Raw genomic sequence first — 13,312 nt, forward strand, 5'->3', positions numbered from 1 at the left:
ACCCGGTCGAAGATCGCCGCGCGTACGTCACGGCCGACCGCCATCGCGGTGCGGGCGCCGAAGTAGACGGCGCCGATCGAGCAGAGGATCTGCGCCAGCGTCACGCCGATCATCACGCCGCCGGTGTGGAGGATGTAGCCGATATCGCCCATGACCACGCCGTGGTCGATGATGTCGGCGTTGAGCGTCGGCAGGTAGAGGGTGGCGAGGGTCTGCACCAGCTGCAGCAGCACGATCAGGGCCATCGGCCCGCGGTAGGGACGGACGAAGTCGCGCAGAAGTCGGATCAGCACATGGGCTCTTTCGGGGGGTGAGGAGGGATGAGACTGCGGAGGCCGCCATCGGGCCGTGCCCCGGTATCGGCGCGAACCTCTGCAAGATCACGCCGGATCGGGTGCGCGGGTCAGGGTACGGGCGCGCGTCCGCCGACGCACCGGATTTTCCGCCCGGCCGGTGCGCGTTGGGCATGGGCGAGCGGGCTCATTCCCGGCCGCCCCCATAGGCGCGCGCCGCGGGGGCGATCACGCTGATCGCCTCGCGCACCACGGTGGCGAACGGCGCGGTGGTGTCAGTACGCAGATAGTGCCCTGTGGCGGTCCGCGCGGCGCTCGACACGGCGGCGGCCAGCACCCGCGGGAACAGATCCCGCTCGGCGTCGGTGCCGGTGCGGGCGGCGATCGCTTCGGCGAGCGGCTCCTCCAGCGACACGATGCCCTTGAGGAACTCGCCTCGCAGGCCGGGCTCGGACACGAGCATCCGCATCGCGACCTTGTCCGGCTCGGCGTGGCCGGCGTACTCCTGCGCCATCGCGTTGCCGATCGCCTCGTCGAGCGGCTCGTCGGCGGGCCGGGCGCGCAGAGCCCTGCCGATCCGCTGCGCCCGCTGGACGCCGAGGAAGCAGATGGCCTCCTCCCGGCTGGAGAAGTAGTTGTTGAAGGTACGAGGGGACACGCCCGCCGCGGCGGCGATTTCGTCCACCCGGACGTTCTCGAGCCCGCGCTCCAGCGCCAGCCGCAGGGCCGCCCTGCTGAGGGCCTCACGCGTGGCGAGCTTCTTGCGGGCCCGGAGCCCGGTTCGGCCCGCTTCGCCCAGGTCGTTATCGACTGTCATCGGTGGCAGCATAACTAAAAAGTGCGTATCGCGCATATTTTCGCAACACGCACTAATTTCGTACGGCTGGTGCCTTGAACGTGATCGTCGCGGGGAGAGGGGCCGTCTCTCCGCTCGGTGCGCTCAGTCCGCTCAGTCCGCCAGGGTGGCGTGCATCTCCCAGACGAGCACCTCGGCCGGCTCGGTGGCGGTGACGCGCTGGCCGCCGCTCGCCGTGAAGCGCACCGCGTCGCCGGTGCCGAGTTCCCCCGCGTCCTCGAGCGTGACGGCGCCGCGCGGCACGAACAGGTGCAGGAACGGCGCCTCGGGCAGCTCGACGGTCTGTCCGGGCCGCAGCCGGGCGGCGTGCAGCGCCGCGTAGCGGTTCCTGATGCGGATGGCGGCGGTGCCGTCGTGCCGATCCATTCCGGACGCCACCGGCACGAGCCCGCCGGCGAGGAGCTCGCCTTCGATCTCGAGCTGCTCGTAACCGGGCGTGATGCCGGCCTCGTCGGGCACCACCCACATCTGCACGAAGTGCACCGGATCGGTGTGCGCGTCGCCGCCGCTCAACCGCCAGGAGTCGTTCTTCTCCGAGTGCAGGATGCCCGTGCCGGCGCTCATGCGCTGGGCCAGCCCGGGTAGATGACGCCCGAATGGCCCGTCGAGTCCTGGTGCACCAGCGAGCCGGTCATCACCCACGTGACGATCTCCATGTCGCGGTGCGGGTGCGTCTCGAAGCCGCTGCCGGGCCGTACGACGTCGTCGTTGTTGACCAGCAGGACGCCGTGGTGGGTGTTGGCGGGGTCGGAGTGCCGGCCGAAGGAGAAGGAGTGCTTGGAGTCCAGCCAATCGATCTTGGTTGCGAAGCGCTCACCGGAGCGGCGGACGTCGACCTCGGGGCGCTGGGCGGTCATGGTCATGACGTGGTCCTCTCCTGGACGAGGTCGGCGTAGTCCGGATGCCGGACGATCCAGTCCCGTACGAACGGGCACAGGGGAAGCACCTGCAGGCCGCGCCGGCGGGCGTCGTCGAGGGCGGCGCGGGCCAGCGTGCCGCCGAGACCGCGGCCCTCGAGCCTGGGCAGCACCTCGACGTGGGGCAGCACCATCGCGTCGGGCGTGACCTGGTAGTCGGCGTAGCCGGCGAGCTCGCCGTCCACCTGAACCTCGTACCGTCGCCTGTCTGTGGCATCGGTCACCGTGACGTTCATCGGGTCCTCCGGGGATCGGCGCAGGCCGCCAAAGACGGCTGATCGCCGGCGGGTCCGCCGGCGCGGTCCTCGGTACAATATAGTTTTGGTGTCAACTATTCCCCGCGCTACTCGCCTGCGGCCGGCAGCTGCGGGAGACGGTGCGGCCGACCCGGGCCGCGGGCGTGGGAGCCGGTGCCGCCGATGCGGGCCAGGACCATGTCGAGGAGCACCCGCGCGGCCGGATTCGACCCGCCCTGCGCGGACGAGACAGCGGTGATCTTGAATATCGGCCGTTCCCCGCGCAACGGAACGTAACGCACGCCCTTCGGTCGTCTGGCCAGGCTGGTCGGCACGAGCGCCACCCCCAGCCCCTCGGCGACCAGGTCGAGCAGCAGCGGGCCGTCGCCGACCTCGAACATCAGCCGGCGCTCCAGCCCGGCTGCGGCGAACGCCGCGTCGATCGTCATCCTGCCGCCCCATTCGGGCGGGAAGCCGATGAAGGTCTCGTCGGCGAGTTCGGCCAGCCGGACGCCCCGCCGGTCGGCGAACCGGTGATCCATGCCGCACACGAGCTCGATCGGCACATCGACCAGAGGGGTCACCTCGAGCCCCTCCGGCCGGCTGGGCAGCGAGGCGAAGACGAGATCGAACTGCCCCTCGCGAATGCGGTCGGCCAGCGTGGCGGACGGCACCTGGATCATCTGGATCGCCACCGCGGGATGAGCGGCGTGGAAGTCGGCGAGCACCTCGGGCAGCCGCAGCGTGTCAAGGCTCTGCAGGATGCCGAGTCGCAGCCGGCCACGGAGCAGGCCCTGTACGGAGGCGACGGCCGCCCGGGCCGAGGCGGCGGCGTCCAGCACCCGGCGGGCCTCCACGAGCAGGGCGCGGCCGGCCTCGGTCAGCTCCACGCGGCGCGTGCTGCGGATGAACAGCTCGGTCCCGAGTTCGCGCTCCAACGCGCGGATCGAGGCCGACAGCCCGGATTGGACGATGTGCAGCCGCCGGGCCGCGCGGGTGAAGTGGTGGTCCTCCGCGACCGCGACGAAATGCTCCAGTTGCCGAAGCTCCAAGGCGTCAGGCTCCATCGATCAGTACATGAGTCAGCCGCCGCGTGGATTCACCGCACCGACATCACCGCATGAATCAATCACCGCATGAGCTGAGTTTCATCTCAATCTCGTCTTGGACAGACTAGCCGCCCAGGTCACAGGCTTGACGCACCATGGTTACGACTGTCCCGATCCGGGCCCCGGCGCCGGCCCGTCCGGCCGTCGAGAAGGCTCCGGTCCTGTTGCTGGCGGTCGCGAGCGGGCTGACGGTGGCGAACACCTACTATGCCCAGCCGCTGCTGGAGGCCATCGCCCGTGATCTCGGGGTCGGCGCCACCACCGCGGGGCTGGTCGTGCCCCTGGGACAGGTCGGTTACGTGCTCGGGCTGGTGCTGCTGGTCCCGCTCGGGGATCTGCTCGACCGGCGCCGTCTGATCACCGGGGCGCTGCTCGCCGCCACCGGGGCGCTCCTGCTCGTCGCGACCGCACCGCGGATCGGCCTGGTCGACGCCGGGATCGTGCTGGTGGGATTCACGTCGGTGGCCGCGCAGATCCTCGTCCCCTTCGCGGCCATCCTCGCTGCCGACCACGAGCGCGGCCGGGTGGTCGGTCAGGTGATGACCGGGCTCCTGCTCGGCACGCTGCTGTCACGCGGCGTCGCCGGGCTGATCGCCCAGGTGGCCGGGTGGCGCACCGTGTACGTCGTGGCGGCCGTCGTCACCGCCGCGCTGACGGTCCTGATCAGCCGGTCGCTTCCGCACCACCCGCCGACCACGGGCCACCGGTATCGCCACCTGCTGGTGTCGGTCGCCCTGCTGATGGCCCGCGAGCCGGTGCTGCGGCTGCGGTCGGTGTTCGGCGCGCTGGCCTTCGCCGCCTTCAACATCCTCTGGACTCCGATCGCCTTCGTGCTGGCCGCCCCGCCGTACGGGTTCGCGGAGGCGGCGATAGGCGCCTTCGCGCTCGCCAGCGTGCCGACGGTGTTCCTCACGGGGTTCGTCGGCCGGCTGGGCGATCTCGGGTACGGGCGGTCGCTCACCGGGGTCTACTTCGCGGTCGTGCTGGCCGGTGCCGGCCTTGCGGCGTTCGGCGCCCGTCATCTCGTGGCGCTGACGCTGGGCGCGCTACTGGTCACCCTCGGTCAGCAGTGCGTCCACATCACCAACCAGAGTGAGATCTACCGGCTGGCACCCGGCGCGCGCTGCCGGGTGACCACCGCGTACATGGCCTCCTACTTCGGGGGAGGGATCGCCGGCTCGGCGCTCGCCATGACGGTCTACGCCGCACGCGGCTGGGACGGTGTCTGCGTCCTTCTCGGCTGCGTCACCGCCGTGGCCCTGCTCATCTGGGCGACCGACCGCCTGCGCTCGTCCGCTCCGGTCACCTCACCGGGGGTTGAGTAGGGGTTACTCATGCACGCACGCTCGCTCATGGCGACGCTGGGTGGACATGAGTCCGCGCGAACGAGGTCTGTGGGGCGAACGAGATGTCGATGGTGCAGCGATCCCACTCGGCACTGGCGCTTTTGCTGTTGGTCGTCGCGACCGGCTGCTCCTCCGGGGATGGCGGCGACTCGGGCGAGCGTGACTCCTCCGGCGCGATCGGTGCCCCTGGCGCGCCCGGCCGAAGTGATGCCGGAGGCGATGGGGCCGGCGGGAACGGGCCCGGCGGGAACGGGCCCGGTGGAAACGGGGCGGGCGGTAACGGCGCGGGGGCGCGCGGGGCGCCGATCAGGATCCCGGCGTTCAACCAGGCCGGAGTTTTGATCACCGAGGCGAGGCCGGAACTCGAGAAGAGCATCACGGCCGCGTGTGGCGGCACCCTGTGCGTGAGGCTGCGGGAGGAGGCACGTGAGGACGTCACCACCACCTGCCGGTACGTCAGGACGGAGCCCGATCTGAACTACGGCGCCGAGGTCCGCCGGGACACGACGATCGTGCTCATCACCGGCACGCGCCCGTGCACGCCGGAGAACCCTGACGGCATTCCGCTCGACGAGGGCCAGACGCCGCAAGAGGGCCAGACGCCATCGCCTGGCACACCGTGACCGAGCCTGAGACGACCCGGTCGGCCGACGGGCGCGCAGCGGAGCCCGCAGCGGTCTCCGAGCGCCCGCCTGCCCGATCCGGCGGGGATGCCGAGGCTTCGGCCGACGGCCCCGAGTCGGTGGCCGACGCACGCGCCCCGGGCCTGCTGCAACTGCCGCAGATCCTCGGCGCCGTCGTCGCACCGACGACGCTGTTGAGCTCGTTGCTCTACTACTTCGGCTGGTCACACGCCTATTGGTTCTTCGACTACTTCGGCGTGAACTCCACGCTGCTGGGGTTGACGACCAGTGACTATCTGATGCGCAGCCTGGACGCGCTCTTTGTTCCGATGACGGTGGTGGCGTCGGCCGCGCTGCTCGCGCTGTGGGGCCACGCCGTGCTCCGGGCCCGGCTCGCCGTCGGATCCCGCCCCCGCCTCATGCGCGTCGTGCAACCGGCCGTGGGCATCGGGGGGCTCGCACTGGCCATCGGGGGGCTCGCCAGCGTCGTGGCGACGACCGTGCTCAGCGCGCACCTTGCGGTCGCGCCGCTGAGCCTGGCCTCCGGGGTGCTGCTGCTGACGTACTGGGTGCACCTGCGGCGCGTTCTCACCGCTCGCCCCGCCGGCCGCGAAAGACGGCCGGCGGGGGCCGCTGCAAGGGAATGGGCGGTCGTGTTCCTGCTCGTGGGGCTGAGCCTGTTCTGGGCGGCCAGCGACTACGCCGCTGCCGTCGGCACCCAGCGGGCACGTCAGTTCGTAGCGGAACTGCCGACCTATCCCAGTGCCGTCATCTACAGCGAGCGCAGCCTCAGCCTGCACGCGCCCGGTGTCAGGGAGGTCCGCTGCGACGCCCCCGCGGCCGCCTACCGCTTCCGCTATGACGGGCTGACGCTCGTGCTGCAGTCGGGAGACCAGTACCTGTTCCTGCCGCGGGCCTGGACCCCGTCCGACGGCCTCGCCGTGATCGTGGCCCGCGACAAGTCACTGCGGCTCGAGTTCATCCGCCCCTCCGCCCGCGCCACCCTCCGCTCCACCTGCTGACACCCGCCGAGAAACCCACCTGCCAAGACGCCCCGCCCCGCCTCTTCCCTGCCGTGATCATGCAGTTGTTCGCGGCATGGCCGGGAAACCGGCCGCCGGTCGCGGGAACAACTGCATGATCACGGGGGTGTGGGGTGCGACGCTCTCGGGTGTGATCATGCTGACCTGCGGAAACCCGCGAAGAGCCGAACAACTGCATGATCACGCAAGGTGGCGGGTGAGAGTGCTCACACTCCCACGGGGTGCCAGACCGTCTTGGTCTCCAGGAAGGCGGTCAGCCGCTCGGTGCCGGGATCGGCGGCCCAGTCGGTGTCGGCCGCCGGGCGGAGCACCCTTTTGAGGTTCTCGGCCGCGGCCTGCTCCAGCGAGGTGGCCAGGTCGGCCGGGGCGCCGGCCAGATCGAGGGCGTTGACGTCCATGTGCGAGGCCAGCCACGGTGCCAGCTCGGTCACCTGGCCGGTGAGGAGGTTGACGACCCCGCCCGGCAGGTCCGAGGTGGCCAGCACCTCGGCCAGGGTGATCGAGGGCAACGGGCTCTCGGTGACCGCCACGCAGGTGTTGCCGGTGGCGATGACGGGGGCGATGACCGAGACCAGGCCGAGCAGCGGCGAGGCCGGGGCGAGCACGCCCACCACGCCGGTCGGCTCGGGCGTGGAGAAGTTGAAGAACGGCCCCGAGACCGGGTTGGCGGCGCCGGCGACAGCGCCGATCTTGTCGGTCCAGCCCGCGTACCAGACCCACCGGTCGATCGCGGCGTCGACCTCGGCGGTGGCCGGGCCCTTGCCCATCCCGGCCGACCTCAGCTCGTCGACGAACTGGGCCTTGCGCCCTTCGAGCATCTCCGCGACGCGGTAGAGGATCTGCCCCCGGTTGTAGGCGGTGCGCGCGGACCAGCCGCCGAACGCCTTGCGCGCGGCGACCACGGAGTCGCGCACGTCCTTGCGCGAGGCGCGAGAGGCGTTGGCCACGAACTTGCCCTTGGCGTCGGTCACCACGTAGGACCTGCCCGACTCCGAGCGGGGGAAGGCCCCGCCGATGAACAGTTTGTAGGTCTTGCGCACGTTCACTCGTTCGGTACTCATTTGCCTCGCTCCTCAGTCCAGCCGCCGCGCGCCTGCTCGGTGCTCATGCGAGGTAGGCCCCCAGTCCGTGTCGTCCGCCCTCACGGCCGAAGCCGGATTCCTTGTAGCCGCCGAACGGCGAGGCCGGGTCGAATTTGTTGAAGGTGTTCGCCCACACCACCCCGGCGCGCAGCTGCTGGGCCATCCACAGGATGCGGGAGCCCTTCTCGGTCCACACCCCGGCCGACAACCCGTACGGGGTGTTGTTGGCCTTCTCGACGGCCTCGGCCGGCGTACGGAAGGTCAGCACCGACAGCACCGGGCCGAAGATCTCCTCACGCGCGATGCGGTGTGACGCGGCGACCCCGGTGAAGATGGTGGGCGCGAACCAGAAGCCCCGTTCCGGCAGCTCGCATGGCGGGGACCAGCGGGTGGCGCCCTCGTCCTCACCGATCTGCGACAGCGTACGGATCTTGTCGAGCTGGTCGGCGGAGTTGATCGCGCCGATGTCGGTGTTCTTGTCCAGCGGGTCGCCGACGCGCAGGGTGGCCATGCGCGTCTTGAGCCGGTCGAGCAGCTCCTCGGCCACCGATTCCTGTACGAGCAGACGCGACCCGGCGCAGCACACGTGGCCCTGGTTGAAGAAGATCCCGTTGACGATGCCCTCGACCGCCTGGTCCAGCGGCGCGTCGTCGAACACCACGTTGGCGGCCTTGCCGCCCAGCTCCAGCGTCAGCTTCTTGCCGGTTCCGGCGATCGACCGCGCGATCTGCCGGCCCACGTCGGTCGAGCCGGTGAACGCGACCTTGTCGACGCCCGGGTGCTCGACCAGCGCCCGGCCCGTGGCGCCCGCACCGGTGACGATGTTCACGACCCCTGGGGGCAGGTCCGCCTGCCGGCAGATGTCGGCGAACGCCAGAGCCGTCAGCGGCGTGGTCTCGGCGGGCTTGAGCACCACGGTGTTGCCGCAGGCGAGCGCCGGTGCGATCTTCCACGCCAGCATGAGCAGCGGGAAGTTCCACGGGATGACCTGCCCGGCGACGCCCAGCGGCCTCGGCGCGGATCCGAACCCCGCGTGCTCCAGCTTGTCGGCCCAGCCGGCGTAGTAGAAGAAGTGGGCCGCGACCAGCGGCACGTCCACGTCTCGCGACTCGCGGATCGGCTTGCCGTTGTCGATCGACTCGAGCACCGCGAGCTCACGGGACCGCTCCTGGATGAGCCGGGCGATGCGGAAGAGGTACTTCGCCCGCTCGCGGCCCGGCATCGGGCCCCAGACTTTGTCGTAGGCCTGCCGCGCCGCGCTGACGGCCCGGTCGACATCCTCGTCGGTGGCGAAGGAGATCTCGGCGAGCACCTCCTCGGTCGCCGGGTTGATCGACTTGTGGTGGTCCTCGCCCGTGCTGTCGACCCACTCGCCGTCGATGAATAGCCCGTACGTGGGTCTGATGTCGACGATGTCGCGCGACTCGGGCGCGGGGGCGTACTCGAACAGCTTGCCGCTCATCTCAGTCCAGGGTCTGGTAGTCGGGACCGCCGTAGACGCCGGTCGTCAGCTTGTGGCGCTGCATCAGCAGGTCGTTGAGCACGCTGGAGGCGCCCAGCCGGAACCACTCGGCATCCAGCCAGTCCGGCCCGGCGGTCTCGTTGACCAGCACGAGGTACTTGATCGCGTCCTTGGTCGTACGGATGCCGCCCGCGGGCTTGACCCCGATCTGCCGGCCGGTCTGGGCGCGGAAGTCGCGTACGGCCTCCAGCATGATCAGCGTCACCGGAAGGGTGGCGGCGGGCGCCACCTTGCCGGTGGAGGTCTTGATGAAGTCCGCGCCCGCCAGCATGGCCAGCCAGGAGGCGCGGCGCACGTTGTCATAGGTCACGAGCTCGCCGGTCTCCAGGATCACCTTCAGGTGGGCGTCACCGCACGCCTGCTTGGTGGCGACGATCTCGTCGAAGACCTTCTGGTAGTCGCCGGCCAGGAAGGCGCCCCGGTCGATCACCATGTCGATCTCGTCGGCGCCGTCCTCGACCGCACGCCGGGTGTCGGCGAGCTTGGCGTCCAGCGGCGCCCGGCCCGAGGGGAACGCCGTCGCGACGCTGGCGACGCGAACGCCGGTGCCCTTGAGAGCCCGTACGGCCTCGGCGACCAGGTCGGAGTAGACGCAGACCGCCGCGACCCGTGGCACCGAGGGGTCGCTCGGATCCGGGTGCGCGGCCTTGGCGCACATGGCGCGCACCTTGCCGGGTGTGTCGGCGCCCTCCAGCGTGGTCAGGTCGACCATCGAGATGGCCAGGTCGATGGCCTGTGCCTTCGCGGACTTCTTGATCGACCTGGTGGCGAGGCGGGCGGCCCGTTCCTGGGCCCCGACCTGGTCGACACCGGGCAGCCCATGGAGAAAGCGACGCAGCGACGCGGTGGACGAGACGATCTCGTCCACCCCTCGCTGGTCGAGTGCGATGGGATCAGCGGTCACAGGATAGGTCCTCCTGCTCGGCGTAGCAGAGGGCTGGGGTTCTGGTCGTCGAGACCGATCAGGCGCACCTGGCCAGGAATGTCCACCTGAACATCATGCAGGGCGTTGAGGGTTCCTCGTGTCATCGGGTCCGTCAGGATCGGGATCGTGACAGGTCGGAACCGCCGGCGAGCGGTGGATGCCCGCAGGCGGTATGGAGCCGCAGACCGGTGGCGCCCCTGATCTCAGGCACCTGAGATCAGGGGACGCGCTTGTCAGGGCCCGGGCGCGCCGTAGGTCAGCCCGAAGCCGTACGGGAAGAGCGGGGTCTTGCCGTCACCGTCGTTGATCGGCTGCTGGCCGGCGCTCGACATCCAGGTCACCGGCAGTTTTCCGGTGGGCCGCACCACGCCGAAGAGCACGTCGGCCACGCCGCGGCCCTCGGTGCCCGGCAGCCAGGAGGCCACGGCCGCGTTCCAGCCGGGCAGTTGGGCGGCGATGTCCAGCGGCCGGCCGGACACCAGCACCACCACGACAGGGACGCCCGAGGCCCGCAGGGTGTTGATGGTGTTGAGGTCGGCCGAGTCGAGGCCGAGGCCGCCGGGCCGGTCGCCCTGCCCTTCGGCGTACGGGGTCTCGCCCACCACGGCTATGGCGGCCCGGTAGGAGCCGTCGATGCCACTGCCGTTCTGGTTGAAGGTCACCGTCGTGGACGGGCCCACGGTGTCGCGGATGCCCTGCAGGATGGTGGTGCCGGGGGTGATGTTGCCCGAGGAGCCCTGCCAAGAGATCGTCCAGCCACCGCTCTGGTAGCCGATGTTGCTCGCGCTCTTGCCGGCCACGAAGATCTTGCCGTTGTCGCGTGCGAGCGGCAGCATCGCGCCGGAGTTCTTCAGCACGACCTGCGACCGCGCGACCGCCGTTCGCGCCAGCGCCCGGTGCTGGGCGCTGCCCACGGTGGCGGTGTAGGAGCGGTCAGTGCGCGGGTGTTCGAAGAGCCCCAGCTCGAACTTCTTGGTCAGGATGCGGCGGTTCGCGTCGTCGATGCGCGAGGTGGGCACCCGGCCGGCCTGCACCTCGGTGCGCAGCAGGCTGATGAAGGTGCGCCAGGCGGTCGGCACCATCACCATGTCGATGCCGGCGTTGACGGACGTGCGGACGTCGCTCGCGCTGAGACCCGTAGCGCCGTCGATCTGGTTGACGCCGTCCCAGTCGGACACCACGAATCCGGAGAAGCCCAACTCGCCCTTCAGCACGCTCGTGATCAGGTACTGGTGACCGTGCAGCTTGGCGCCGTTCCAGCTGCTGAACGAGACCATCACCGAGCCGACGCCGCGCTGGACGGCGGCCTGGAACGGCGGCAGATGGATCGCCCGGAGTTCGGCCTCGCTCAACTGGGTGTCGCCCTGGTCGCGGCCGCCCGCAGTGCCCCCGTCGCCCACGTAGTGCTTGGCGGTGGCGAGCACGGAGCCGGGCGCGTTGAGCGCCGTGCCCTGCAGGCCCGTGATGACGGACGCCATCGAACTCGGCAGTTCGGGCTTCTCGCCGTACGACTCGTACGTGCGGCCCCACCGGTCGTTGCGCGCCACGCACAGGCAGGGCGCGAAGTTCCAGTCGATCCCGGTGCCGGAGACCTCCTCGGCCGTCGCCCGGCCGATCTCCTGCACGAGCGCCGGGTCGCGGGTGGCCCCGAGGCCGATGTTGTGCGGGAAGACGGTGGCGCCGTACACGTTGTTGTGGCCGTGCACCGCGTCGACGCCGTAGATCAGCGGGACGGCGAGCGGGGTGGCGAGGGCGGCGTTCTGGAAGCCGTCGTACATGTCGGCCCACGAGGCGGCGTTGTTCGGGGACGGCGCGGAACCGCCGCCGGACAGCACCGAGCCGATCCGGTAGGTGGTGATGTCGGAGCCGGTGACCGAGCCGCGTTCGGCCTGGGTCATCTGGCCGAGCTTCTCGTCCAGGCTCATCCGGGACAACAGATCGTCCACCCGGGTCGCCACGGGCAGCGACGGATCCTGGTACGGGAAGGCCGCCGCCGGACGGGCCGAGGCGCCGGCCGGCGACGGCGCCGCGGCCGTCGCGGGGACGACCGCGCCGATGCCGGTCATCGCCAGGCCCGTCAGCAGGGCGAGCCCGCGCCGCCCGCGGTGTGAGCGCTCGCTCGAGGGCGGCCCGGTGCGGGCATTAAGGCGCTTCATCTCTCTCCTTCGGCCCTTCGGCGATCGGTCGGTGAGCCCTCTGCGGTCCGTCCGGCGGCCTGCCCAACGGTCCGTCCGGCGGCCCGACGGGCGGTCCGTCAGGCCGTCCGTCGCGCCGCCGTCAGGCCATTCGTCAGGCCGTCGTGCACGCCGAGCCGTTGAGGCTGAAGGCGCCGGGTGCGGAGTTGCTGCCGCTCCAGGTGCCCTGGAAGCCGAACGAGGTGCTGCCTCCGGCCGGGATGGAGGTGTTGTGGGCGACGTTCCTGGCGGTCACCGCCGCGCCGCTCTGGGTCACGTTCGCGTTCCACGCGTTGGCGACGCGCTGGTCGCCGGGGAACGAGAACGTCAGCGTCCAGCCGTTGACGGCGCCGGAGCCGGTGTTGGCGACGGTGACGTTGGCGGTGAATCCGCCGGCCCACTCGGTCTTGCCGTAGCTCACCCGGCACGATGCGCCACCGCCGCCGCCCGCGGTGGTGGTGACCGAGACGCTGCCCGAGTTGCCGGAGAGGTTGCCGGCCGCGTCACGCGCTCGTACATAGAAGTTGTACGTGGTGGACGGCGACAGGCCGGTGGCGTTGAACGAGGTGCCGGAGGTTGTGCCGACCTGGGTGAAGGCGCCCCCGGCCTGCGCGCGGTAGACGTCGTAGCCGGTCACGCCCACGTTGTCGGTCGAGGCGTTCCAGCTCAGCGATGACCCGCTGGAGGTGACGCCCGAGGCGCTGAGACCGGTCGGAGTGCTGGGCGCGGTCGTGTCACCGCCACCACCGCCGCCGACGCTGTAGGAGAAGTTGTTGACCGCGAGGCCCACGCCGCCCACCCACGGCTCGAAGCCCGCCTGCACGCTGGTGAGATACCACGACCGCTGGGCGTAGCCGCGGCCGACCGCGTCGTCGTAGAAGGTCCGGACCGGGAAGTTGAGGGAGGCGGTCGACGCCGTGCGCACGTAGGAGATGACGTTCCAGCCGATGTTGCCGAACCACACGTCCCAGCTCGCACCGGCCAGGCTCACCGTGGCGACCCTGGAGCCGACCGGCTGGACCGAGCCGGTGTGGCTCAGCCAGATCATCACTTCCGCACCGGTGTTCTGGCCGTCCGTGCGGGGCGTCGGGTCGAACCAGATGTCGTAGGCCGCGTCGTAGACCCCGGAGTTCTGCGCATAGGACATGCTCACGCTGGTCTGGATGGTGTTGAACCGGCTGTCGGA

Annotated in this window: 13 protein-coding genes and 1 pseudogene; 3 read left to right on the forward strand and 11 right to left on the reverse strand. The window is 70.7% G+C overall.

Annotated features, from left to right (window positions below; translation table 11 throughout):
• From HKK72_RS28325 to HKK72_RS28345, 6 genes and pseudogenes are all read right to left on the reverse strand, one after another.
• Window positions 1–293: ABC transporter transmembrane domain-containing protein (locus tag HKK72_RS28325; RefSeq protein ID WP_315987481.1), on the reverse strand; the 293-nt coding region annotated here is incomplete at its 3' end.
• Between the two features lie 187 nt (window positions 294–480).
• Window positions 481–1,110, reverse strand: a complete 630-nt coding sequence (locus HKK72_RS28330) for a TetR/AcrR family transcriptional regulator (protein WP_187237494.1) — start codon at window positions 1,108–1,110, stop codon at window positions 481–483.
• Window positions 1,111–1,242: 132 nt separating this feature from the next.
• A complete protein-coding gene (locus HKK72_RS40140) occupies window positions 1,243–1,713 on the reverse strand; it encodes a hypothetical protein (protein WP_222721243.1) in 471 nt (156 codons plus the stop codon).
• Window positions 1,690–2,012 (reverse strand): annotated as a pseudogene (locus HKK72_RS40145) (pirin family protein); the annotation flags it as partial. The gene HKK72_RS40140 and the pseudogene HKK72_RS40145, both read right to left, overlap by 24 nt.
• Window positions 2,009–2,302 carry a GNAT family N-acetyltransferase gene (locus tag HKK72_RS28340; RefSeq protein WP_187237495.1) on the reverse strand — a complete coding sequence of 98 codons (294 nt, stop codon included), beginning with the start codon at window positions 2,300–2,302 and terminating at the stop codon, window positions 2,009–2,011. The gene HKK72_RS28340 and the pseudogene HKK72_RS40145, both read right to left, overlap by 4 nt.
• A gap of 107 nt (window positions 2,303–2,409) precedes the next feature.
• Window positions 2,410–3,369, reverse strand: coding sequence for a LysR family transcriptional regulator (locus tag HKK72_RS28345; RefSeq protein ID WP_222721241.1), 960 nt, complete (start codon window positions 3,367–3,369; stop codon window positions 2,410–2,412).
• Window positions 3,370–3,506: 137 nt separating this feature from the next.
• Here HKK72_RS28345 and HKK72_RS28350 point away from each other — a divergent pair, with 137 nt between their 5' ends.
• The 3 genes from HKK72_RS28350 to HKK72_RS28360 all read left to right on the forward strand — a co-directional run bounded on the left by HKK72_RS28350 (window position 3,507) and on the right by HKK72_RS28360 (window position 6,402).
• A complete protein-coding gene (locus HKK72_RS28350) occupies window positions 3,507–4,736 on the forward strand; it encodes an MFS transporter (RefSeq protein ID WP_187237496.1) in 1,230 nt (409 codons plus the stop codon).
• A gap of 89 nt (window positions 4,737–4,825) precedes the next feature.
• A complete protein-coding gene (locus HKK72_RS28355) occupies window positions 4,826–5,380 on the forward strand; it encodes a hypothetical protein (protein ID WP_187237497.1) in 555 nt (184 codons plus the stop codon).
• A complete protein-coding gene (locus HKK72_RS28360; protein ID WP_187237498.1) occupies window positions 5,377–6,402 on the forward strand; it encodes a hypothetical protein in 1,026 nt (341 codons plus the stop codon). Before HKK72_RS28355 ends, HKK72_RS28360 begins: the two co-directional genes overlap by 4 nt.
• A gap of 227 nt (window positions 6,403–6,629) precedes the next feature.
• Here HKK72_RS28360 and HKK72_RS28365 read toward each other — a convergent pair whose 3' ends face one another.
• From HKK72_RS28365 to HKK72_RS28385, 5 genes are all read right to left on the reverse strand, one after another.
• A complete protein-coding gene (locus HKK72_RS28365) occupies window positions 6,630–7,484 on the reverse strand; it encodes an aldehyde dehydrogenase family protein (protein ID WP_187237499.1) in 855 nt (284 codons plus the stop codon).
• A 43-nt stretch (window positions 7,485–7,527) separates the two neighbouring features.
• Window positions 7,528–8,967 carry an aldehyde dehydrogenase family protein gene (locus tag HKK72_RS28370; protein ID WP_222721242.1) on the reverse strand — a complete coding sequence of 480 codons (1,440 nt, stop codon included), beginning with the start codon at window positions 8,965–8,967 and terminating at the stop codon, window positions 7,528–7,530.
• A gap of 1 nt (window position 8,968) precedes the next feature.
• Window positions 8,969–9,895, reverse strand: coding sequence for a deoxyribose-phosphate aldolase (gene deoC, locus HKK72_RS28375; RefSeq protein WP_315987482.1), 927 nt, complete (start codon window positions 9,893–9,895; stop codon window positions 8,969–8,971).
• A 290-nt stretch (window positions 9,896–10,185) separates the two neighbouring features.
• Entirely contained in the window at window positions 10,186–12,108 is a 1,923-nt protein-coding gene (locus HKK72_RS28380) for a glycoside hydrolase family 3 protein (protein ID WP_261987278.1), read from the reverse strand.
• 133 nt (window positions 12,109–12,241) lie between these two features.
• Window positions 12,242–13,312, reverse strand: a 1,071-nt coding sequence (locus HKK72_RS28385) for a GH12 family glycosyl hydrolase domain-containing protein (RefSeq protein WP_187237500.1), incomplete at its 5' end; no start/stop codon positions are given.

Source organism: Actinomadura sp. HBU206391 (genome assembly GCF_014323665.1).
GTDB lineage: Bacteria > Actinomycetota > Actinomycetes > Streptosporangiales > Streptosporangiaceae > Actinomadura_C.

Coding starts and splice junctions, on each gene's coding strand:
- HKK72_RS28330 (WP_187237494.1), bottom strand. CDS start 1,110: ATGACAGTCGATAACGACCTGGGCGAAGCGGGCCGAACCGGGCTCCGG.
- HKK72_RS40140 (WP_222721243.1), bottom strand. CDS start 1,713: ATGAGCGCCGGCACGGGCATCCTGCACTCGGAGAAGAACGACTCCTGG.
- HKK72_RS28340 (WP_187237495.1), bottom strand. CDS start 2,302: ATGAACGTCACGGTGACCGATGCCACAGACAGGCGACGGTACGAGGTT.
- HKK72_RS28345 (WP_222721241.1), bottom strand. CDS start 3,369: ATGGAGCCTGACGCCTTGGAGCTTCGGCAACTGGAGCATTTCGTCGCG.
- HKK72_RS28350 (WP_187237496.1), top strand. CDS start 3,507: ATGGTTACGACTGTCCCGATCCGGGCCCCGGCGCCGGCCCGTCCGGCC.
- HKK72_RS28355 (WP_187237497.1), top strand. CDS start 4,826: ATGGTGCAGCGATCCCACTCGGCACTGGCGCTTTTGCTGTTGGTCGTC.
- HKK72_RS28365 (WP_187237499.1), bottom strand. CDS start 7,484: ATGAGTACCGAACGAGTGAACGTGCGCAAGACCTACAAACTGTTCATC.
- HKK72_RS28370 (WP_222721242.1), bottom strand. CDS start 8,967: ATGAGCGGCAAGCTGTTCGAGTACGCCCCCGCGCCCGAGTCGCGCGAC.
- HKK72_RS28380 (WP_261987278.1), bottom strand. CDS start 12,108: ATGAAGCGCCTTAATGCCCGCACCGGGCCGCCCTCGAGCGAGCGCTCA.